At 66.9% G+C, this 19870-nt stretch carries 24 protein-coding genes; 15 read left to right on the top strand and 9 right to left on the bottom strand.

The features are described from left to right. Nucleotides 1-4: 4 nt before the first annotated feature. Nucleotides 5-649, bottom strand: coding sequence for an A24 family peptidase (locus FPZ12_RS20170; RefSeq protein ID WP_243769934.1), 645 nt, complete (start codon nt 647-649; stop codon nt 5-7). A 39-nt stretch (nt 650-688) separates the two neighbouring features. Further along, entirely contained in the window at nt 689-1111 is a 423-nt protein-coding gene (locus FPZ12_RS20165; RefSeq protein ID WP_144747406.1) for an SAF domain-containing protein, read from the bottom strand. A 256-nt stretch (nt 1112-1367) separates the two neighbouring features. Here FPZ12_RS20165 and FPZ12_RS20160 point away from each other — a divergent pair, with 256 nt between their 5' ends. Further along, a complete protein-coding gene (locus FPZ12_RS20160) occupies nt 1368-1760 on the top strand; it encodes a winged helix-turn-helix transcriptional regulator (RefSeq protein ID WP_144747408.1) in 393 nt (130 codons plus the stop codon). Between the two features lie 6 nt (nt 1761-1766). Here FPZ12_RS20160 and FPZ12_RS20155 read toward each other — a convergent pair whose 3' ends face one another. Beyond that, nucleotides 1767-4439, bottom strand: a complete 2673-nt coding sequence (locus tag FPZ12_RS20155; RefSeq protein WP_243769933.1) for an MFS transporter — start codon at nt 4437-4439, stop codon at nt 1767-1769. Between the two features lie 269 nt (nt 4440-4708). Between FPZ12_RS20155 and FPZ12_RS20150 the strand changes: the two genes are divergently transcribed. From FPZ12_RS20150 to FPZ12_RS20135, 4 genes are all read left to right on the top strand, one after another. Then, nucleotides 4709-4945, top strand: a complete 237-nt coding sequence (locus FPZ12_RS20150; protein ID WP_144747410.1) for a hypothetical protein — start codon at nt 4709-4711, stop codon at nt 4943-4945. Nucleotides 4946-4980: 35 nt separating this feature from the next. After that, complete coding sequence (locus tag FPZ12_RS20145; protein ID WP_243769932.1) at nt 4981-5457, top strand: DUF6879 family protein; 477 nt, start codon at nt 4981-4983, stop codon at nt 5455-5457. Nucleotides 5458-5494: 37 nt separating this feature from the next. After that, the gene (locus FPZ12_RS20140; RefSeq protein WP_243769931.1) at nt 5495-6313 is read left to right on the top strand and encodes a helix-turn-helix domain-containing protein; all 819 of its coding nucleotides are present in this window, start codon (nt 5495-5497) and stop codon (nt 6311-6313) included. A 162-nt stretch (nt 6314-6475) separates the two neighbouring features. Beyond that, nucleotides 6476-6793 carry a winged helix-turn-helix domain-containing protein gene (locus FPZ12_RS20135; RefSeq protein WP_243769930.1) on the top strand — a complete coding sequence of 106 codons (318 nt, stop codon included), beginning with the start codon at nt 6476-6478 and terminating at the stop codon, nt 6791-6793. A gap of 338 nt (nt 6794-7131) precedes the next feature. Here FPZ12_RS20135 and FPZ12_RS45660 read toward each other — a convergent pair whose 3' ends face one another. Further along, nucleotides 7132-7290: a hypothetical protein gene (locus FPZ12_RS45660; protein WP_166462837.1), complete on the bottom strand. Its 159-nt coding sequence runs from the start codon at nt 7288-7290 to the stop codon at nt 7132-7134. A 351-nt stretch (nt 7291-7641) separates the two neighbouring features. Between FPZ12_RS45660 and FPZ12_RS20130 the strand changes: the two genes are divergently transcribed. Both FPZ12_RS20130 and FPZ12_RS20125 read left to right on the top strand, forming a co-directional pair. Beyond that, complete coding sequence (locus tag FPZ12_RS20130; RefSeq protein WP_144747414.1) at nt 7642-7944, top strand: winged helix-turn-helix domain-containing protein; 303 nt, start codon at nt 7642-7644, stop codon at nt 7942-7944. After that, a complete protein-coding gene (locus FPZ12_RS20125; RefSeq protein WP_144747415.1) occupies nt 7928-8230 on the top strand; it encodes a hypothetical protein in 303 nt (100 codons plus the stop codon). Before FPZ12_RS20130 ends, FPZ12_RS20125 begins: the two co-directional genes overlap by 17 nt. 87 nt (nt 8231-8317) lie before the next feature. Here FPZ12_RS20125 and FPZ12_RS20120 read toward each other — a convergent pair whose 3' ends face one another. Continuing rightward, the gene (locus tag FPZ12_RS20120; RefSeq protein WP_144747416.1) at nt 8318-9187 is read right to left on the bottom strand and encodes a helix-turn-helix transcriptional regulator; all 870 of its coding nucleotides are present in this window, start codon (nt 9185-9187) and stop codon (nt 8318-8320) included. 251 nt (nt 9188-9438) lie between these two features. On the opposite strand from FPZ12_RS20120, the gene FPZ12_RS20115 reads away from it, so the two are divergent. The 4 genes from FPZ12_RS20115 (at nt 9439) to FPZ12_RS20100 (ending at nt 13040) form a co-directional block, all read left to right on the top strand. Further along, nucleotides 9439-10584, top strand: coding sequence for an MFS transporter (locus FPZ12_RS20115; RefSeq protein ID WP_208025925.1), 1146 nt, complete (start codon nt 9439-9441; stop codon nt 10582-10584). Then, complete coding sequence (locus tag FPZ12_RS20110) at nt 10581-11240, top strand: SDR family NAD(P)-dependent oxidoreductase (RefSeq protein ID WP_144747417.1); 660 nt, start codon at nt 10581-10583, stop codon at nt 11238-11240. Before FPZ12_RS20115 ends, FPZ12_RS20110 begins: the two co-directional genes overlap by 4 nt. 67 nt (nt 11241-11307) lie before the next feature. Then, entirely contained in the window at nt 11308-12144 is an 837-nt protein-coding gene (locus FPZ12_RS20105) for an aldo/keto reductase (RefSeq protein WP_243769944.1), read from the top strand. 32 nt (nt 12145-12176) lie between these two features. Continuing rightward, nucleotides 12177-13040, top strand: coding sequence for an aldo/keto reductase (locus tag FPZ12_RS20100; RefSeq protein WP_243769943.1), 864 nt, complete (start codon nt 12177-12179; stop codon nt 13038-13040). Nucleotides 13041-13057: 17 nt separating this feature from the next. Here FPZ12_RS20100 and FPZ12_RS20095 read toward each other — a convergent pair whose 3' ends face one another. From FPZ12_RS20095 to FPZ12_RS20080, 4 genes are all read right to left on the bottom strand, one after another. Next, entirely contained in the window at nt 13058-13546 is a 489-nt protein-coding gene (locus FPZ12_RS20095) for a carboxymuconolactone decarboxylase family protein (RefSeq protein ID WP_279537825.1), read from the bottom strand. 92 nt (nt 13547-13638) lie between these two features. Beyond that, nucleotides 13639-14475: an enoyl-CoA hydratase/isomerase family protein gene (locus FPZ12_RS20090; protein ID WP_144747421.1), complete on the bottom strand. Its 837-nt coding sequence runs from the start codon at nt 14473-14475 to the stop codon at nt 13639-13641. After that, nucleotides 14472-15269 carry an SDR family oxidoreductase gene (locus tag FPZ12_RS20085; protein WP_208025924.1) on the bottom strand — a complete coding sequence of 266 codons (798 nt, stop codon included), beginning with the start codon at nt 15267-15269 and terminating at the stop codon, nt 14472-14474. The genes FPZ12_RS20090 and FPZ12_RS20085 overlap by 4 nt, the downstream gene beginning before the upstream one ends. 25 nt (nt 15270-15294) lie before the next feature. After that, entirely contained in the window at nt 15295-16620 is a 1326-nt protein-coding gene (locus tag FPZ12_RS20080; RefSeq protein ID WP_144747422.1) for an MFS transporter, read from the bottom strand. A gap of 193 nt (nt 16621-16813) precedes the next feature. Between FPZ12_RS20080 and FPZ12_RS20075 the strand changes: the two genes are divergently transcribed. The 4 genes from FPZ12_RS20075 to FPZ12_RS20060 all read left to right on the top strand — a co-directional run. Next, nucleotides 16814-17548, top strand: a complete 735-nt coding sequence (locus FPZ12_RS20075) for a nitroreductase family protein (protein WP_144747423.1) — start codon at nt 16814-16816, stop codon at nt 17546-17548. A gap of 38 nt (nt 17549-17586) precedes the next feature. Further along, the gene (locus FPZ12_RS20070; RefSeq protein ID WP_144747424.1) at nt 17587-18636 is read left to right on the top strand and encodes an LLM class flavin-dependent oxidoreductase; all 1050 of its coding nucleotides are present in this window, start codon (nt 17587-17589) and stop codon (nt 18634-18636) included. A 29-nt stretch (nt 18637-18665) separates the two neighbouring features. Then, nucleotides 18666-19601, top strand: coding sequence for an NAD(P)-dependent oxidoreductase (locus tag FPZ12_RS20065; RefSeq protein WP_144747425.1), 936 nt, complete (start codon nt 18666-18668; stop codon nt 19599-19601). A gap of 18 nt (nt 19602-19619) precedes the next feature. Continuing rightward, nucleotides 19620-19870, top strand: a 251-nt coding sequence (locus FPZ12_RS20060; RefSeq protein ID WP_150980418.1) for an LLM class flavin-dependent oxidoreductase, incomplete at its 3' end; no start/stop codon positions are given.

Below are 19870 nucleotides of genomic sequence, written 5' to 3'. Positions count from 1 at the left end.
GCTCCTATGTCAGCAGGATGCTCAGTAAAGCGCCAGCGAGCAGGGAAGGACCCGCGGGGAAACGCGAGTTCATACTCCTGGACGACACCCCGATCAGCAGCGCAACCACGCCCGTGAGGATGCTGGCCATCAGCAGTCCGCGCATCAGCCCGGCCCAGCCGAACCAGCCGAGAAATAGAGCGATCGCGCCGTACAGGGCCGTATCGCCGCCGCCGGTGTGCGTAGGCGCGCACAGTTGCACGAGAACCGCGATCGTGAACACCGTCGCTCCGGCTACGCAAGCAAAACGGAACCGCGACCAGTCGCCATCGATCAGCGCAGCACCCAGCATTGGCGCGATTAACCCGGCTGCCAACGCGGTCACGAGTGGAAACGGCAGCCGTTGGCAGCGGATGTCCGTGAGCACGAGGCCGCAGCTCAGGGCGGCTGCCCAGCACCAGGCCAGCCAGGTCGGCGTCATGCCGAAGCTTCTCCACCCGAGCCAGCTCAACAATACGGTGATCGTCGAGATACTGATCGCGGCCGCGAAGCGCGCTCTTGTGGGGGCCAGCAACAGCGTGCGAGTCGTGCGCTCCGCCGCGCAGAGCATTGCCGGCCCTACGGCCACGCTCCCGGCGATGATGCCGAACCAGATCAGTGTGGTCCACACCAGCGTCCTCCCTGGAGCCTCGGTACTCGGGTCGCCTGTTCACGGGAAAACCACCGTGAACGGAGCGGTCTCTCCGCAATTCCCTTGGCCTGAATGGCGAGCGGGGCACAGCTGCCCCCACGCCAGGACCGTTCCAGCGGGAAGAGTTCCGCCCGTAGTCGTCCTCCCGAGCACGAGGCTGCGATCCTTCGCTGAGATCGTGCTGACGCCGTCGGCCGGTGCTTGCTTGATGACGGCCAGGTCGGCGTCCGCGATCGTCTCGCCCCAGCTGAGCGGATGTGTGAGCGCCAGGACCGGAACGCGCCTGTCCATCTGAGCCAGAAGGAACCCGTTGGTCCCGCCGAGCAGGACAGCGACGGCCGCGACGATCGCCTGCTGGCGCCACCAACGGCGGCCGAACGGCTCGGTGTGCCGCAGCCGCGTTGCACTGGGCGGGTGTTCGTCCAGAACTACTCTGGTCACTTCTGCTCACCCCTTGTCGGCGAGTTGCGGCGGTGGTCGGCCACGAGGGCAGGTTCGCGGCTGGCCACCGCCTGTTCCCTTTTCAGCACCAGGCGGTCCGTCGCCGGTGGAACTCCAGGGATAGCGCGCCGGATCCCAGGAACAGCAAGGTAAGCGCCCACGTACATCGCTGTACCCGGGCGGTCTTTCACCCGGTCGGAGGAGAGTCGTGCGCAACGGAGGCCGAAGTCCGGCGCGATCCGGAAACCTGGTGGGCATGGAGGACGCCTGGGACATGCCATACCGGCAAGCCGCGCTGGAGGTCATGAGGATCTTCAAGCGGGAGTGGACCTTGGCCGTCCTCGCGACGCTGGCCTTGGGCGAGGTGCGACACAAGGATTTGCTGGCCGAGATCAACGCCGTGGAGGAGCGAATCGGTTGGTCCTCGCACGAAAAGCCGTTGTCCGCTCGCGTTTTGAACTACACGCTGGAGGGTGCGGTGGAGAACGGGCTGATCGAGCGTCGCGCCGAGTCCGGCAACTTCGGCGCGGTCTGGTACCAGCTGACGCCGGTCGGCCGTTCGCTGCTGCGCGCGACGCGTCCGCTTGCTGAATGGGCGCAGCAGAATCGGCAGGAACTTCGGAACCACCGACCGTCCAATGACGACTGAGCTGCTTCAGCGAGTGGTCGGCACTTCCGTGTCCTCGGGACCAGGCTTGACGGCACAGACACGATCCCGGCCACTGTCTTTGGCCAGGTACAAAGCGTTGTCCGCGGCGAGCAGGACTTCGTCGAGACTCCCGCCGTGATCTGGATAGGCTGCGGCGCCGATGGACACGCTGAGCCGCAGGTCCTCGACGAACTGCTCCGTGGCCGGATCTGAGACACGCAGGGTTCGAACGGCCGCGCACACCCGCTGGCCGACCTTCTCGGCGTCGAGAACCGACGCGTCAGGCAGGAACAGGACGATCTCTTCGCCACCGAACCGGCCGCACAGGTCGTAGGTCCGGACTTCGCGACGCAGGGATTTCCCAACGGCACGAAGAACCTCGTCGCCGAGCGCTTCCCCGTATGCGTCGTTGACCCGCTTGAAGTGATCGAGATCGATCATCAGCACCGCGGCGTGCGCGCGGTGGCGCTGAGCTCGTTCGAGCTCCTTGATCGCCAGGCTGTGCCAGCTGGCCGCGTTGAGCAGCCCGGTCTTGGCGTCGTTCATGGTCGCGTGTTCCAGCTGCCGGATGAGCACCGCCCGCGTCAGCACGTACAAGGCAGGCAGCACGAGCGCGACGCCCCAGGGATGCCACGCCAGCAGGACCGCGGTCATCGCACCCATGCTGAGGGTGGCGTACTCCAGGCTGTTTTCGCTCCAGCTGCCGAGCAGCCGAGGTAATGATCGGTCGTCCTGGGACAACGCGATCGCGCCCGCAACCAGGCTCGAGTTCACGACCCAGTACGTCGCGATCACGATCACCAGGCCGACGAGCGCGGACGGCTTGTCCAGCGAGAGCAAATGCCAGGGGAGCACCCTCTCAACGCCCGCGGCGGCGAAGCACGCGAGGGACACGGCAGCGACGTTGAAAACCGTGCGGTGCACCTCAACCCGAACCCGGCGCCAGCTGCGCACCCACATGTGCAGGTAGAGGACGACAGCTACTGCCGCCGCGAGCGCTGGCGTTGTGAGCAAAGCAGCGGCCAGCGTCCACACCGAACTCATGTTCACGTGCGGGGTATCGGACGCTCGGCGACGCAAGCGCTCGATGTGGCGGGTGGCCTCCGCCGTGATCAGGCCAAGGCCGACGAGCACGCCGGCGCGCGCGAAATCACTACTGGTTGCTGGCCGGGCAACGGCGAGTACGACTCCGAGAACCAGCGCCGTGGCTTCGACGATCAAGACGAATACCCTCACCCGCGTGGGGAGCGCCCAGAGTTTCCAGTTTTTCGGCCTCCGGCCTGGGGCCTTCATACTGGAGGTGCTGTGTGCCGGTTCCTCACCGTGTTCCCCGGTGGTGCCGTTCGCAGCGGAATCGGCCAGGCGGTCCGTCCGCTGGGAGGAGGTGCTTGTCTTGCGCAACAAGGACTGGTGACGACGTGCCGTCGGTTCGCCTTCGGCGACACCGGGCCGGGGGCGAACCGCGTGCCAGGCGACGCCGATGGCGAGAGCAAGAACGACCGCGAGCAGGCCCGCGGCGGCAACGGCCTGGAATGGGCCGACGACCTCGGCAACGAGGCCACCGGCCAGGATCGTGATGCCCTGGGACGCATAAAGGCAGGTGGCCATTCGGCCCATCACGGTTCCCCGCCGGTGATCGGGAACCAGCTCGGCCACGAGCGCCTGAGTTTTGATCAAGTACGCCGTCGACAGCATGCCGGAGACGGCCCACAAGACCATCGAGACGACCAGCCCGGGCCGAAAGACGGACGCGATGAGCGGTAGCCCCGCGGCAGCGGCCAAGACGATGATCGCGTTGCCGGTGGCCGGGACGCGTAGCCGCGTCGTCAGCCACGCGCCGAGCGCGCTCCCGATCGGGTCGGCGGCCATCAGCAACCCGACTCCGAACGCCGCCGCGCCGATGCCGTTCGCATACGGTGCGGCCAACCCCTCCGGCACGACATAGAGCCCGATCAGGCACACCACGGCGTACAGCGCGACCAGCCGCCCAGTCGTGGAAGGTTGCTCGGAGCCTGAGTTCGGCTCGGTGCTCGCTGGGGCCTGCGAGGATGCCGGCCGTCGGTGCACGCCGCCGAGCACGATCAGCGCACTGGCGACGAACGTCGCCGCGTTGATCGCCAGAGCCAGGTGCGGCTCGACAAAAGTCAGCAGGATCCCGCTGCCACCGAAACCGACCAGCTGCGCGATCTGCCCGGTGAACTGCCGCAGCGCGATCCCCGCTGTATAGCTTTCGCCGTGGAGCACCTGCGGCAGGACCGCCATCTGCGCCGCCTTGAAGGGACCGGCCGCCATGCTCAGCAGCCCCACCGACACCCACAGCGCAGGCAGCGGCAAACCAGGCCACGCCATAGCGGCCGCGAGCGCGGCGCGAACAACGTCGGTGATCACCAGTACCGCGCGCCGCGGGTAACGATCGGCCAGGCCGGACAGGAAGACTCCGCCCAGAATGGACGGCACGAAGGTCAAGGCGTAGGTGAGTGCGGTCAGGGCAGCGTTCGACGTCTGCCGGTAGACCAGCAGCGACAACCCGACGCGCGCGAGCTGGTCACCGACGACCGAGATCAGCTCCGCTGACCACAACGCGCGGAACTCGGGTACGCGCAACGCGCTGGCGAAACGGGCTTGACCAGCCATATCGCCCCCCAAGGCGTAACTGCCATTAGGTAGCGGTGCAGTCACATACCGCTAACCTCCCCAACCTTCGGCGGTAAGCGATCGGGCGCGGTCAGTCACGGCATAGAGCGGTTTTCACCCAGGTAGTTCGACTGGCTACGAAACGTAGCCGGATCGGCTTCGTGCTCTCGTTTTAGCGCCTGTACGCGGCTCGTCGGGCTTCCCTAGGTGAACTACAGAGTGCCAGCGATCGATTGCAGTCGGTTGACTTTCGGGGAGCCGGCGGGCATGGTTGGTTCTCTGGTTCACTTTGGTTCTCGAAACAGGAGGTTATGATGCGTGCAAAGTTCTTGGGGAAAGACCCGGAGTCGCAGGAAGGACAGTCGCCGACGTTGTTCGCCACCGACCGGACGGACCGGATCACCTACATCGCCCAGGGGTGGCGAGTGACCGACCCTGAGGTGCTGGCCGATGTCGGGCCGGTACCGGCCCATGAGACGCTCATCGAGATCCCGGAAGATGTGCTGAAGTTCTATGCCCGCCGCTACCTGCAAGATGGAGGAGAGCGCTGAGTCGCTTCATCGAACCTGGCTCGGAGTTCGGCCAGTTGTTCCGGACCTTCGAGCACACGGCGTTTCGACTCGAGACGCGCGATGAGTACAAGTCCAGCAACGAGACGGAAGCCCTGCGCCAGTTCGTCGCGGGCGAGCCTGTGGACATGGGCTGGTTTCAGAACTGGCTCTCGATGATCCGCGAGGCGACGGCCGAGGGGAAGCGGTTCGCCCGTGTCCGTGTGGTCACGGTGCCGCTGACGGACTACAGCCGTTTTGGCGTGTTCTGCTCCGGCTTCACGAACGAAGCGGGCGAGGATATCCGTTATCTCGACCGGGCTCACGCCGACGAGCTGCCGGACTACGACTACTGGCTTTTCGACTCACGTCTGCTGGTGCGGATGCGGTTCGCTGACGACGAGACGTTTCTCGGCGGCGAGGTCATCGACGATCCGGCCGAGATCGTTCGGCACAACTACTGGCGGGATGTGGCCCGGCACCGGGCAGTTGGGCGGGAGGACTTTGCCCCGTAACACGCCTTTGCACACATCGAGCGTTCAAGAAGCACGAGTGACGCTCGGCGCGCTGCTTCGCGAGTTACGCGGAAATGCCCAGTTCACGGTGCGGCAGCTGGCGGCCATCTTGGAGTGGCCCCACTCCAAAATCTCCAAGATCGAGAATGGCCGGCAGACCCCGACCGCGGACGATATCCGTGCTTGGACGCATGCGACCCACGCGGAGGATCACGCTGACGATCTCGTGGCGCGGCTGCAGAATTTGGAGTTCCAGCACGCGGAGTGGCAGCGTCAGCTCGCCCCGGGGCTGAAACACCATCAGCTCAAGCTGACGGAGATCAACGCCCGGACCCGCTTCTTCCGCGTGTTCGAGCCGACCTTCATGCCAGGCCTGCTGCAAACCGCGGAGTACGCGCGGTTCCGTTTCGAGCAGACCGGTCGCGTCTTCGGTCAGCGCCGTGACATCGACGATGCGGTCCAGACCAGAATCCAGCGCCAGGAGATCTTGTACCGGCCGGAGAAGCGTTTCCACTTCGTGCTGACCGAAGCCACCTTGCGCTACCGGCTGTGTCCGCCCGCGGTCATGCTCGGCCAGTTGGATCGGCTGCTGTCGTTGTCGACCCTGCCGAACGTGAAACTGGGGATCATCGGGTTCGACGTGGAGTACGACGTTGCGCCGGCGCACGGTTTCTGGTTGCTGGACGACGAGCGCGTCATGATCGAGACGTTCTCCGCCGAGCTGAATCTCGCGCAGCCGCAAGAGATCGAGCTGTACGGCCGGATTTTCGAGCGCCTGGCGACCGCCACGGGCACCTCGTATTCCGGCGAGGCCCGCAACCTGATCACCAGGGCCGCCGCGCACTGGTCTACTTAGGAACAGGCCGGAGCGCGTCGGTTCCCGACTCGCCCGCGTCTTGGCCGAGATCAAGAAACAACGAGAAACACGCTTCGTCCCCGCCCCACCGCGTCCCTACGCTCCGGGTTGTACATGACAACACCTCGGTTGGCGAAAGGGAAAGCTACTGTGGAATCGACGATGAACCTGATGCCGGGCGATATTACCGAGCCACGATTCACGCTCGATGACGGTATCGGATATGTCTACGAGGCCATGGCCGAACACCTGATCAAGCGGATTGCCGACGGCGAATTGGTCCCCGGCGAACCGCTCCCATGCGAGCGACGCCTCGCTTACCAGTACGGGGTGGCACTTGGTACCGCGCGGCACGCCACCAGGCTGCTGCGCTTCCGGGGCCTCGTCGTCACGATCCGCTCCAAGGGGAGCTACGTCGCCAAGGACGCGTTGGAAACCGCACAAATTGCCGCGTCGAAAGTCGATATCGCGCAGCGCTAACAACGAAATCCACAACCCATAGTGATGGCCTGCCTGTTCCCGCGCCGCGGGCGCCGTCATGAATTCCATCAGACGCGGCGAAGGAGTGCGGTCATGACGATCAGATTCGTCGAACGCACCAAGCTCACGGCCCGCCCACAGGACGACCGGGACGCCTTGGTGACTGTCCCGGTTCCGCTGACACCGGAACCAGCTCAGCTTTACACCCTTGTCGTTCTGAACCTCTACGTCCACGGTCCCGCGTCAACGGGACTGTGTGTCCGTTGTGGTGCGGTCTGGCCGTGCGAGCCGGTGCGACTGGCCTGTCGACTGCGGGAGGCGTTTTGACCATGTCCGCGTCAATCGACGAAACCGAAGCCTTGGTGCGCGCGTTGGTCACCAGTGCAACCAACTTGCCCACGGCCGCCTTGCAACTTCGAGAGGGAGCGCTGACGTGTGAGCGGCAGCACGAACTCGGGTCGATCCTGATCCAGCTCGGCGAGCTCCTTCACCAGCACGCGGACCTCACCACTGAGCTAGTGGAAATCACGCGGCAGCGGTCTTTGTGGACACCTGGACAGCCGACGCAAGTGCCGATTCACTATGAGCAGGGTGGTCCTGGCGGCACTTGTCTACTTTGGACCAATTGTCGTTACGCTGGCACTGCTCCTGATGCATCGCTGGCGGACGCAGCGTCATGTGCGTCAGCTTCGCCTGCCGGTGTGGCAGCTCATCGCCCGGGTCGAGCGCGAACGGCGGCTGCGATCCGGCGAGCGGCCGTTGTCCTACGCTCGCGGCTCGCCAATCGGTTGGCAGTGGCCAGAGCGCGATCTGGACGATTCGCCGAATCGTGCAGCAGGGAGGAGTAGATGATCAACTTTCAATCCGATGACACTGTCGGTTATGTCTACCAACAGGTTGCCGACCACGTGGCCGCACGGATTGAGGCCGGCGAGCTGCGGCCTGGCCGGCCGCTACCCGCCGAACACCGGATGAAGGAGGAGTATGGCGTGTCGCTCGGTACCGTGCGCCACGCCCTCCGGCTGCTCCGCTTCCGCGGCTTGGTGTTCACGAAACCGAGCGGCACCTACGTTGTTCGACGAGAACCCAACACAGCACCCGACGACGTTCTCGCCGAACCGAAGGACGAAAACCATGTCGCATCCACCTGACGACGACTACCAGCAGCGGTACGAACAGACATGTGCCCTGCTCGACCACCTCCGCGACGCGCTCCACGAGCTCGACATCGTGAGCCACGCCATGATCAGCGCGGATCTACTCGATCCCAATGACGGCAGGGACTTCTTCGAACACCTCGGCGCGGCGAAACTGCACCTTCGTGGCAGCCAGCGTGTTCTCGCCAGCCACAGGGCAGAACTAGAGTTGACGATGAGGGCAAGGGGGACTGACCTGTCAGGACATAGCCTGACAGAAAAGGATGACGAACCGTCGTAGTTTTCGAGGAAAGGGCTGCGAGGACGGCCTTCGCCGGTCTGGGGCATCCCTGTCTGATCTATCACGGGCGATTCGCAGGACCCGCGCCTATAACACCCGGCTGGGATCCGGGTTTTCCGTGGCGGCCCAGCTGGACAGCATTCTGAGTTTTTCTTCGTCAGGGGAGCCTGGTTCGGCGGTGTAGGCGGTGAGGGTCAGGCCAGGATCGGCCGGCAGGTCGAGAGCATTGAAGGTCAGGGACAGCTCACCGACCACGGGGTGACGCAGTCGCTTGGCCCCGGTGCAGTGCAACTGCACGTCGTGGGTGGCCCACCAGTCGCGGAATTCGTCACTGCGGGTCGCCAGCTCGCCGACAAGGGCCGTCAGGGCCTTGTCGTGGGGCACACGGCCGGCTTCGGTGCGCAGGAGTGCGACCGCGCCTTTCGCGGCGTCGGGCCAGTTGGCGTAGAACTCGGTTCCGCGGGGATCGAGGAAGGCGAACCGTGCCAGGTTCGGTGGCCGGGTGGGGTCGTCGAACAGGGGTGCCCACAAAGCGCGGCCCAGCGCGTTGACGGCGAGGATGTCCATGCGGCCGTTGCGCACGAATGCCGCGGATTCAGTCATCGACTCGAGCAGATGTTGCACGCTGGGACGGATTCGTGGTGCGGGCGCCCGCCGTCGTGTCTGGGGATTCCGGTCGCGAGCGGCCCGGGCCAGATCGAACAAATGTGCCCGCTCGGCGTCATCCAGCTGCAGGGCCGTTGCGATGGCGTCGAGGACGTTGTCGGACGCCGTGGCGAGGTTGCCCTTCTCCAGCCGGGTGTAGTAGTCGGGCGACATCCTGGCCAGGGTCGCGACCTCGTCGCGGCGAAGCCCAGGCACACGGCGCTGTCCATAGACCGGCAACCCCGCCTGCTCAGGGCGGATCCGGGCCCGGCGTGTCACCAGGAAGTCGCGTACCTCCGCTCGATTGTCCACGTTTCCACTGTAAACGCGGACGCCGCCGCGAGGGGGGTTACGTCGTGACCCGTCACGAGAGGTCCTGTTCCGTCCGCGCGTACGCCGGTTACCTGGATGGCGAAGCACGTGGGAGCCGGCTTGTGGAATCGGCCTTGAGCCTCCTCCCGCACTATCGCCCGATCTTCGAAAGGAACCCGGTGGTCTCCACTTCCACCTCAGCCACCTCGCCGCCCGGCAGAGAAAGGCCAAGGGCGCGCAAACTTCCCCCTGTGGTCTACCTGCTCGGCGCCATCGCCTTCCTGATGGGCACCACCGAGCTCGTCGTGGCCGGTTTGCTGCCTCAAGTCTCGGCCGGCCTGGACATCACGCTCTCCCAGGCAGGGCTGCTGATCACCGTGTTCGCCGTCGGGATGATGGTGGGCGCGCCGGCCATGGCGATGGCCACCCTGCGTCTGCCGCCCCGCGCGACACTCGTGCTGGCGCTGGTGCTCTTCGCCGCGGGCCATGTGGCCGCCGCGCTCAGCAGCAGTTTCGCGGTCGTGCTCGTCGCCCGGTTCGCCGCGGCCGTCGCCACCGGCACTTTCTGGGCCGTCGGGGCCGTGGTCGCCGCGGCCGCGGCCGGTCCGGCGGCCAGCGCGCGGGCGATGGGCGTGATGATCGGTGGTGTCACACTGGCGAACGTGCTCGGCGTACCGCTGGGCACCGCGGGCGGCCAGCTGCTGGGCTGGCAGGGCCCGTTCTGGGTACTGGCGGCGCTCGCCCTGATCGCGGCCGCAGTGCTCGCCCGGAAGCTGCCGGCCGCCGAGACCCGACCGCAGACGTCGTTCGCAGCCGAGCTGGCTTCCCTGCGTCGCGGTCGTTTGTGGCTCGTCTACCTCGCCACCGCGCTGGTTCAGGGCTCGTTCGTAGCCGCGTACAGCTACGTCGCCCCGCTGCTGACGGAGCTCGCCGGGCTGCCGGAGGCCGTGGTACCGCTGGCCATGTTCGGCTATGGCGCCGGTGCGCTGGCGGGCATCACCTTCGGCGGGCGCCTCGGCGACATCCATCCGTTCGGCATCGCCATCCCGGCCGCCGGGCTGATCGCGGTGACCCTCGCGGCACTGACCCTGTGGGGTGGTAACGGTGTCCTCGCCGTTGCCCTGGTCTTGGCGCTTGGCGCCTTCGGGCTGGTCGCGAATCCGATCTTGGTCGCCCAGGTCGTCCGTGCCACCGGGCCGGTCAACACCCTGGCCATGTCGTTGAGTACCAGCTCGTTCAACGTCGGCATCGCCGGTGGCTCCTGGCTGGGCGGGCTCGCACTTTCGTCCAGTCTCGGCGTGCACGGGCCACCTGTGGTGGGCCTCGTGATCGCCGTCGTAGCGCTCGGCCCGCTGGGTGTGCTCGCCATCACCCGCGACAAGGAGGTTCTCCGATGACCACGCCAGGACCCGTGCTGATCATCGGGGCAGGGCCAGGGATCGGTGACGCCCTGGCCCGCCGGTTCGGCCGTGAAGGCCACCCGGTCGGCTTGCTTGCCCGTAACGACGACCGGCTGGCCGTGCAGGCGCGCGAGCTGGACACCGATGGGATCCGTGTCGCCTGGGCGGCGGCCGACATCCTCGATGTCGACGCGCTGCGGACAGGCATCACGCAACTCACCGACACTCTCGGTGAGCCTGAGGTGGTGGTTTTCAGCCCCCACCCCGATGTGAACCTCATCAAACCAGTCCTGGACACCGGGCCCGCGGATCTGCGGAACTCGCTGGCCCTCAATGTGGTCGGCGCCGCGGCGGTGGTCGGCGCGGTCGTGCCAGGGATGCGCGCCAAGGGCCGGGGAGTCCTGCTGTTCACCACCGGCAGCGGCGGACTGAACCCCAACGCCGACCGCGCGGTGTCCGGTGTGACTACCACCGCCCAGACCGTCTACGCCCGGCTGCTCGCCGAGGCCCTGGCGCCCACCGGCGTGCGCGTGCACCACGTCGTCATCGTCGGCCCGGTCGGTCCTGGCCGTCGGCACGAGCCCGCAGCGGTCGCCGAGCACCTGTGGCAGCAGTACGCCGGAAATGGCGACACCTACACCGAGATCCATTGACCCGCACAAGGAGACAAGCGTGACCACCCCTGCCAGTCCGCTGCTGACACTGAACAACGGCGTGTCGATGCCCGCTCTCGGCCTCGGCGTGTACCGGAGTGCCCCGGAAGACACCGCCGGCGCGGTCCGGACAGCGCTCGGCAACGGGTACCGCCTGATCGACACCGCAGCCGCCTACGGCAACGAAGCCCAGGTCGGCGAAGGCATCACCGGCTCTGGCCTCGACCGGAGCGAGGTTTTCGTGACCACCAAACTGTGGAACAGCGAGCACGGGTTCGATGCGACACTGCGCGCTTTCGATACGAGCCTGCACAGCCTGGGACTGGATTACCTCGACCTGTACCTGATCCACTGGCCCATCCCCGCTGAATTCGATGCGACCATCGCCTCCTACCAGGCAATGGAGAAGCTGCTCGACGAGGGACGAGTCCGGGCCATCGGGGTGTCGAACTTCACCGAGAAGCACCTGGAAACCCTGATCAGCCGCACCACGGTCGTGCCGGCGGTCAACCAGGTCGAGCTGCATCCGTTCTTCACCCAGCCCGCCGTGCGGGACGCTGACGCCACGCATGGCGTGATCACCCAGGCGTGGTCGCCGATAGGTGGGGTGTACTCCAACCACCCGGCCGATCCCGATGATCTCGTCCGGCCGCTGGAACACCCGACGTTGGCCGGCCTCGCGGCGCGCTACGGCAAGAGCCCGGCGCAGATCGTGCTCCGCTGGCACCTGCAGCAGGGACGCGCGGTGATCCCGAAGTCGGTGCGCGCGAACAGGATCGCGGAGAACATCGACGTCTTCGACTTCGCACTCACTTCCGAAGACATCGATGCGATCGACGCGATCGACATCGTCCTGCGGGGCGGCTCTGATCCCGACCTCGTTGAGGCGCACACCTTCGGCTAGCCAGATTCCCGGCCCTGGAAGGAAAATCCGTGATTCCCACGCTGCCGCTCAACGATGGCACCACGATCCCGCAACTGGGCTTCGGCACGCTCAACGTCTCGCGGGACCGGACCCGATCGGAGAAGAATACCGCCGCGACCGCCGAAATCGTCGGAAGCGCCCTCGGCATGGGCTATCGGCACATCGATACCGCGCAGATGTATGGCAACGAGGCCGGAGTCGGGCGAGCTGTCGCCGCCTCCGGTATTCCGCGTGAGCAACTGCACGTCACCAGCAAACTCGGCAATGGCAACCACGATCCCGGTGAGGTGCACCGTTCATTCGACCGGACGTTGAACGAACTCCGCCTCGCCAGGCTCGATCTGTTCCTGATCCACTGGCCGCTGCCCAGCCTCTACAACGGCGACTACGTCACGACCTGGCGGGCGGTGACCGACTTGGTGCGGGACGGGCGGCTGCGCACCGCCGGGGTGTCGAACTTCCAGCCCGCCCACCTCGACCGCGTCATCGGCGAAACCGGAATCGTCCCGGCTGTCAACCAGATCGAGGTGCATCCGTACTTCCGCAACGACACCGCCCGCGACGCGTCGGCCGCTCACGGGATCGCCGTCGAGGCCTGGAGCCCGCTGGGCCAGGGCGCCGTCCTCGACGACCCCGTGCTGGACCGCATCGCCCTCGCACAGGCGAAGACACCCGCGCAGGTCGTCCTCCGCTGGCACATCCAGCACGGCCACGTCGTGTTCCCGAAAACGACGCACCGGCAGCGGATGGCGGAGAACCTCGACGTGTTCGGGTTCGCACTCTCGGCCGAGGAGATGGCCGCCATCGATGGCCTTGACCGCGGCCCCGCCGGGCGAATCGGTCCTGATCCTGACACCTTCGCCTGGATTCCCTGACTGGTAGGAAACCGTCGTCAGCTGCCAGTGCGGAATCGTGGGTAGAGGTTCACGTAGCCTTTCGCCACCCGGCGTTGCGCGTGTTTCGTGGCGACTTCTCGCGGCACACGGGTGAATCCGTGGCCCTCGACGAGCCGCTGCATGAACGCGGCTCTGGCCGAGATCGCGATGGCGTCGTGGAGCGCGTGTTCACCCCAGCCCGCCTCGAAAACGCGGTTCGCGTCGGTTTGGGTCAGTTCATCGGGAGCCAGCGTCAGTTTGCGCACGAAGGCCAGCAACGGTTTCAGCCGAGGCGCCACATCTGCGGCCTCGGGGTTCTCCAGCAGTGCGTCGAGCGTGCCGGCCGCAATGCCATGGGCGTACGCCACCTCGGAATGTGCCGTGTAGACGAACTCGCACCCGGCCACGCCGGCGGCGTAGGCGAGTATCAGTTCCCGCTCGCCCCGGCTCAGGGGTGACGGCCCGTTCATGAGGCGTTCGCTCATCTCGGACCAATGGCGGTACACCTCGGGGTGCTTTTCGAAAACCACGGGCGGGCCGGAGTTTTCGGGAAATGAAGGGAAAAATGGCACAGGGTCTCGTCCTCGCTCGTCGAAGGCTATCCGTTCGCGTGGCGTGCCCGGGCGATGCGCGTCGCCGGTTCTCGTTCCGTCGCCGAGACGAAGTCGGCGGGTCGGCCACCCGTCACCGCCGACAGCCCTTCCCGCATGGACTCCGTGGCGTAGGCGACGGACTGGCCGAGGCTTTCGAAGTGCATCAGGTCGTCCAGTGAGGTTTCGAAGGTGCGGGCGAGAATCGACTTGGCGAGCCCGAAGGCTTCGAGCGGGCCCGCCGCCATCACACGGGCGCGTTCGAGGCAGCGGGCGTCGAGTTCGTCGTCGGGGACCACCGCCGTGATCAGCCCCGCTGTCTCGGCCCGCTGCGCCGTCCACGTCTCCTGGCCCAGAAGGAACTCCCGTGCACGGGTCATGCCGACGGCCCGGGGGAGGGTGTACATCATGCCGATGTCCGGGATCAGGCCGAGCCGCAGGAAGCCCGAGATGAACGTGGCGCTTTCGGCGGCGTAGACCACGTCTCCGGCCATGGCGATGCCGATGCCGCCGCCCACTGCGACGCCGTTCACCCCCACCACGACGGGTTTCGGGCAGCGGAACAGCTCGATGAGCCATTTGCCGGTCCGCGTCAGTCGCTGATACGACGACCAGGTGTCCCCTTCCGCACGCATCATGCGCAGGTCACCGCCGCCGCAAAAGGTGCTGCCTGTTCCGGTGAGGTACATGGCCCGCACGTCCGGGTCGGCCACGAAGTCCGCCACGGCCGCGGCGAGCCCGTCGCGCATCGGGTTCGACAGTGCGTTGCGGCGGCGTTCGTCGGTGAGCCGGATGATGCCGACATGCCCGTCGCGCGTGACCTCGATGACGTCTTCGGTGCTCATGATCGCTGCTCCTGGGCGAACGAGAACTGCCGCCCGCCGTCGACGACCAGGTCGGTCCCGTTGATGTACTGGCCGGCGGGTGAGGCGAGAAAGGCGACGGCCCCGGCGACGTCGGCGCGACTGCCGAAGCGTCCGACGGGAACTCGCGCAAGCTCGTGTGCGCCACGGCCCGTGTCCTCGTGGATGCGCTTCGTTCCTTCCGTGTCCGCGATCGCGCCCGGCGCGACGCTGTTGCACAGGATGTTGCGGTCGCCCCATTCCACGGCCAGGGTCCGCATCAATGACTGGATACCGGCCTTCGCCGCCGCGGCCGGCGCGCAGCCGGGCCAGCCGCTCCAGGCGTACGAGCTGATGATGCTGATGATGCGGCCCACGTGCGGCGACGCCGACAGCGCGGTGAAAGCAGCGCGACAGCAATGGAACGTGCCGTTGAGGTCGATGTCCACAATGGCGCGCCAGCCGCCGGCCGACAGTTTCTCGGTGTCACAGCGGAAGTTCCCGGCGGCGTTGTTGACCAGGATGTCGAGCGACCCGGTGCGGTGCACGATCTCGCCGACGATCTGCTCGACCATCGGGTAGTCCCGGACATCGAGTTGCAGGGCCGTTGCCTGGCCGCCCGCCGCGGCGATGCCGGCGGCGGCCGTTTCTGCGACCTCGATCCGGCGCCCGGCGATGACCACGTGGGCGCCCAGCGAGGCGAGTAACGTCGCCGTCTCCAGGCCCAGCCCGGTGCCACCGCCTGTCACCAGTGCCACGCGGTCTTTCAGCAGGCCGGATTGGAAGATCTCACTCAAGTCAACCCTCGTTCTGGTAGCAGGATCATGGGTCTTCGAGGCGGGTCAGTTGCCGGGAACCGCGCGGGGCGGTGGCCGGGTCGAGCGTTTCGTGCCTTGTCTCCCGTAACGCGAACGTGCTCGCGGTGCTCACCACGCAGAGTGCCGCGGCGAAAATTCCCACTCCCGCAAGGCCGAACGACGAGCTGATGGAGGTCGCTGCCAAGGGAGCGATTCCGGCGCCGAACAACGCGGCGAGGTTGTAGGCGAGCCCGGCGCCCGTGTAACGGTAGCGGGTGCGGAACAGTTCGGGCAGGAAGGCGCCGGTGGGGCCGTAGGCGATTCCCGCGATCAGCATGGTGACGCAGATCGTCGCAGCGAACGCGGCGCCGGTACCGCCGGTGAGGAGCGGGGCGATCGCCAGCGCCCAGAGTGCGGCGATCGCGTTGGCCGTGCCGATGACGGGGCGGCGTCCCCACCGGTCGGAGAGTGCCGACCCGATCACGATGCCGATCGGCATGGCGATGCCGCCCGCGATTCCCACCGTCAGGACGAAGATCCTCGACAGGTGCATTGTGGTTGTCGCGTAGCTGGCCAGGTAGGTGGCGCCGATGTAGAAGAACGCGAAGAACATGAGCCCGGTACCCGCGGCGAAAATGATCTCCCGCGGCTGGTGGCGGCAGGCCTCGAAGAAGGGCAGCGCCGGGCTGCCGGCATCCCGTTGCTGCCGGGTGAACGACGGTGTCTCCTCGATCCGCAACCGCACCCACAGGCCGATGCCGACGAGCAGGAAGCTGATGAGGAAGGGGATCCGCCAGCCGTAGGCGAGGAACGCGGCATTGCTCATCCCGACGCTGGTCACCAGGAACGTCGCGTTCGCGAGCGCGAGTGCGAACGTGCCGCCGATCTGCGGGAACATGGCCCAGAACCCACGTTTGTGGGCGGGCGCGTGCTCCACGGCGAACAGCGTCGCCCCGGCCCATTCGCCGCCTGCCGCGATGCCCTGCACCAGGCGCAGCAGGATGAGCAGGATCGGTGCCGCGACGCCGATCCTGCTTGCCGGGGGCAGAAGCCCGATGCACGCGGTGGCCACGCCCATGATCAGCAGGGTCGCCACCAGGGTGCTCTTGCGGCCGAGCCGGTCGCCGATGTGTCCGAAAAGGACCCCGCCGATGGGCCGGAACACGAACGCGACGCCGAGGGTGGCGAACGACGCGACGGTGCCCGCCGAGCTCCCGAGCGCCGGGAAGAACAGGTGCGGGAAAACCAACGCGGCGGCTGTCGCGTAAATGACGAAGTCGTACAGCTCGATCAACGTTCCGGTGAAGGTGGCGACGGCGACGCGTCGCAGCGAAGTGCCGGTGGGGTGCATCAATGCTCCTGACCTGCGTCGTTGCGGGTCCGCGCTGGGGAAGTGGCGCTGCGGTCAGTGTGTCCGACAGCTCCGCTGAACGTCAAGTCTAAGGCTGATGTATCGGTTTTGATTAATCAGATCTGCGATTGACTGGCTATGTAATGTCTGACACTCTTCTGTCTGTTCACAGGCCGACAGAGAGGACGGTTCCGTGGTCGAGACCCAGAAGTCCGCGCCGTGGGAAGGCTGGAGTGAGCTCGGCATCTTCGACACACTCTTCACGGTGCGGGCGACCCGCATCTACAAGAGGGAGCTCGTGCCCGAGCCGGTGCTGGCACGCATCCTGCGTGCCGCGACCTTCGCCGGGAGCTCGGGCAACACGCAGCCGTGGGAGTTCGTCGTCGTCACCGACGACGGGCTCAAGCAGAAGATGCACGACCTGATCGCGCCGGTGTGGGCCACCGAGGTGGACGCGAAACGGTCGCAGCCCGCCGATCAGCTCGTCGACGGTGCGGGGCGCTCGATCACCGGGCGGGACGCGGTCGCCAACGTGCCGAACGTCGGCGCGATCGTCCTGGTCTTCTGGAACCCGGACCGCGGCATCCGGTTCCACGGTGAGTACGAGGAGAACCCGGACGGCACGCTCAAGGAGTTGCGCCCGCACGACGGCGGCCGGGGCGCGAGCCTGTTCCCCGCCTGCCAGAACATGATCCTCGCCGCTCGCGCGCTCGGCGTGCAGTCGTTGTTCACGACGTTCTTCAACCGGGTCGAGCCACAGCTCAAGGAGCTGCTCGGGGTGCCGCCGAGGATGTTCCTCGAATGCGGCGTGTTCCTCGGCTATGGCGACGAGAACCTCAAGGCGCCGCGGCGTAAACCGCTGGAAACGGTGGTGCACCACAACGACTGGGACCGCGCCTGGGCGGGCACGCCCGACGTCACGATCTGACCGGGCGGCGTCCGCCCGCGTTGCAAGGAGGCAACGTCATGACCGGTGTACCGAATTCGCCTGGGCAGGTCCGGATGGGCCTGTTCCTGTCCGGCTGGCTCGACCCGGCGGCACCGTCGCCGAGGTCCACAGTGGACACTCTGCTGGACCGGATCCCCGCGGCGCGGGCCGCCGGTTTCTCCTCGATCTGGGTCGGTCAGCACATCCTGGCGGACCCGTGGCCGGTGCTCGACACGAGTACCTACCTCGGCCTGCTGGCCGGCGCGACCGGCGACCTGGAGATCGGTGGTGTGTATCTGCTCCCGCTGTCCCACCCCATCCGGCTGGCGGAATCGCTGGTGACGCTGGACAACCTCAGCGGCGGCCGGTTCGCGCTGTGCGCGGCTCTGGGCTGGGCGCAGCGCGAGTTCGACGCGCTCGGAGTGCCGATCCGCCAGCGGGCCGGCCGGTTCGAGGAGACGCTCGACGTTATGCGCCGCCTGTGGGAGTCGGAAGAGTCGTTCGACTTCGAGGGCCGGTACTTCAGTTTCCGCGACATCAAGATGACGGCCCGACCGCAACGGCCGGGCGGGATTCCTGCGTGGATCGCGGCAAGTTCGGCTCCGGGAGTGCGGCGTGCGGCGCGCGTCGGCGACAGCTGGCTGGGCAGCAGTCATACGCCGTATTCCGTGCTGGCCGATTTGGCCACCGAATACGACCGGGCGCTCACGGAGGCCGGTCGCCGTCCTGCGCGGCGCCCGTTGCTCCGGCACTGCATGGTGGCCGAGACCGACGAGCTGGCGGAAGCCCGATTCACCGAGGCGTACAACGCCTATTACCGGGCGCTGGGCAGCTGGGGGATTTTCAAAGAAGTCGTCGGCGAGAAGCACGCGACCGGTGAACCGGGGGACGACGTGCCGCCCGGCCGCGTGATCCTCGGCAGCCCGGACACCGTAGTCGCGCAACTCGGCGCCTACCAGCGGCTCGGGTTCGACGAGTTCATCTTCCAGGTGGGCACGCCTGGCACGCCGGAATCCGCGGTACGCGAGTCCCTGGCCCTGCTGGGGTCCGAGGTGCTCCCGCGGCTGGGTGTGCCCGCCCGCGTGTGAACCACCCTCGATGAAACGGAGGAAGGCTGATGACCGGACCACACAACGGAACCGAGCGCGTCGCCTACATCGGACTCGGTTCGATGGGCGCCGGAATGGCTCGCAACCTGCTTCGCCGCCTCGATGGCGATCTGATGGTCTTCGACGCGCGGCCGGACGCAGTGGCGGCGTTCGCCGCCGAAGGCGCCAAACCGGCCACGTCGCTGCCGGATCTGGCCGACCGCACGCTGGTGTTCCTGAGCCTGCCCGGGCCCCCGGAGTTCGAGGCGGTGGTGTTCGGCAAAGGCGGCCTGGCCGAGGTGCTGCGCCCGGGCGCGCTGATCGTGGACCTCACCACCAACCGCCGCGAAACGGTCATCGAGGCGGCGGAAAAGCTTGCCACGCAAGGCATCGAGCTCGTCGACTCCCCGGTGAGCGGAGGCAAGACCGGTGCCGAAGAGGGCAGGCTGACGCTCGGCGTGGGCGGTACGGCCGCGGCTGTGGAACGGGCCCGGCCGTACATGGAGGCGTTCGCCACGCTGGTCCTGCACGCCGGGAACATCGGCGCGGGGGACGTGTGCAAACTGATCCACAACCTGGGGCTGCACATCCTGCGCCAGGCGATGGCCGAGATGTTCACCATCGCCACCAAGGCGGGCGTCGACCCGGCAGTGGTGTATGAGTTCGTCCGGACCGGCTCCTTTGGGCGCCACGACCAGCTCAAGTGGCTCCCGACGCGCGTGTTCAACGGTGAGTTCGAGACCACTGAAACCCCGTGGTTCCGGCACGCACTCAGCCTGAAGGACATTCGGCTGGCCATGGAGCTGGCCGGTGAGGTCGAGGTGCCCACGCCGCTCGGATCGAGCTGTCATGAACTGGCCGAGGAGGCGACCCGCCGCGGCTGGGACGACCGCGATTCCTGGGTGATCTTCTCCCTGCAGGAAGAGGCGGCCGGAGTCCGGGTCCGCACCGGGACCGGTTCCTGAACCCACGCGGAGGCCGTCATGGAAATGTGGTTGCTCAGCAAGGTTTTCGCGCGCGACATCGCCGGTTACGCGGCGGACGCGGAGCGGGCGGGCTGGGACGGGCTGATGTTCCCCGACTCGCAGAACGTCATCGGGGACGTGTTCGTCCACCTGGGAATCGCGGCCGCGGTGACCTCGCGGATCAAGCTCGGCACCGGGGTCACCAACCCCTATACCCGGCACCCGTCGGTAGTCGCCTCGGCCGCGGTCGACCTGCAGCAGGTCACCGG

Source organism: Amycolatopsis acidicola (assembly GCF_007713735.2).
Classification (GTDB): Bacteria; Actinomycetota; Actinomycetes; order Mycobacteriales; family Pseudonocardiaceae; genus Amycolatopsis_E; species Amycolatopsis_E acidicola.
This window is presented reverse-complemented; position numbering and strand designations above follow the sequence as displayed.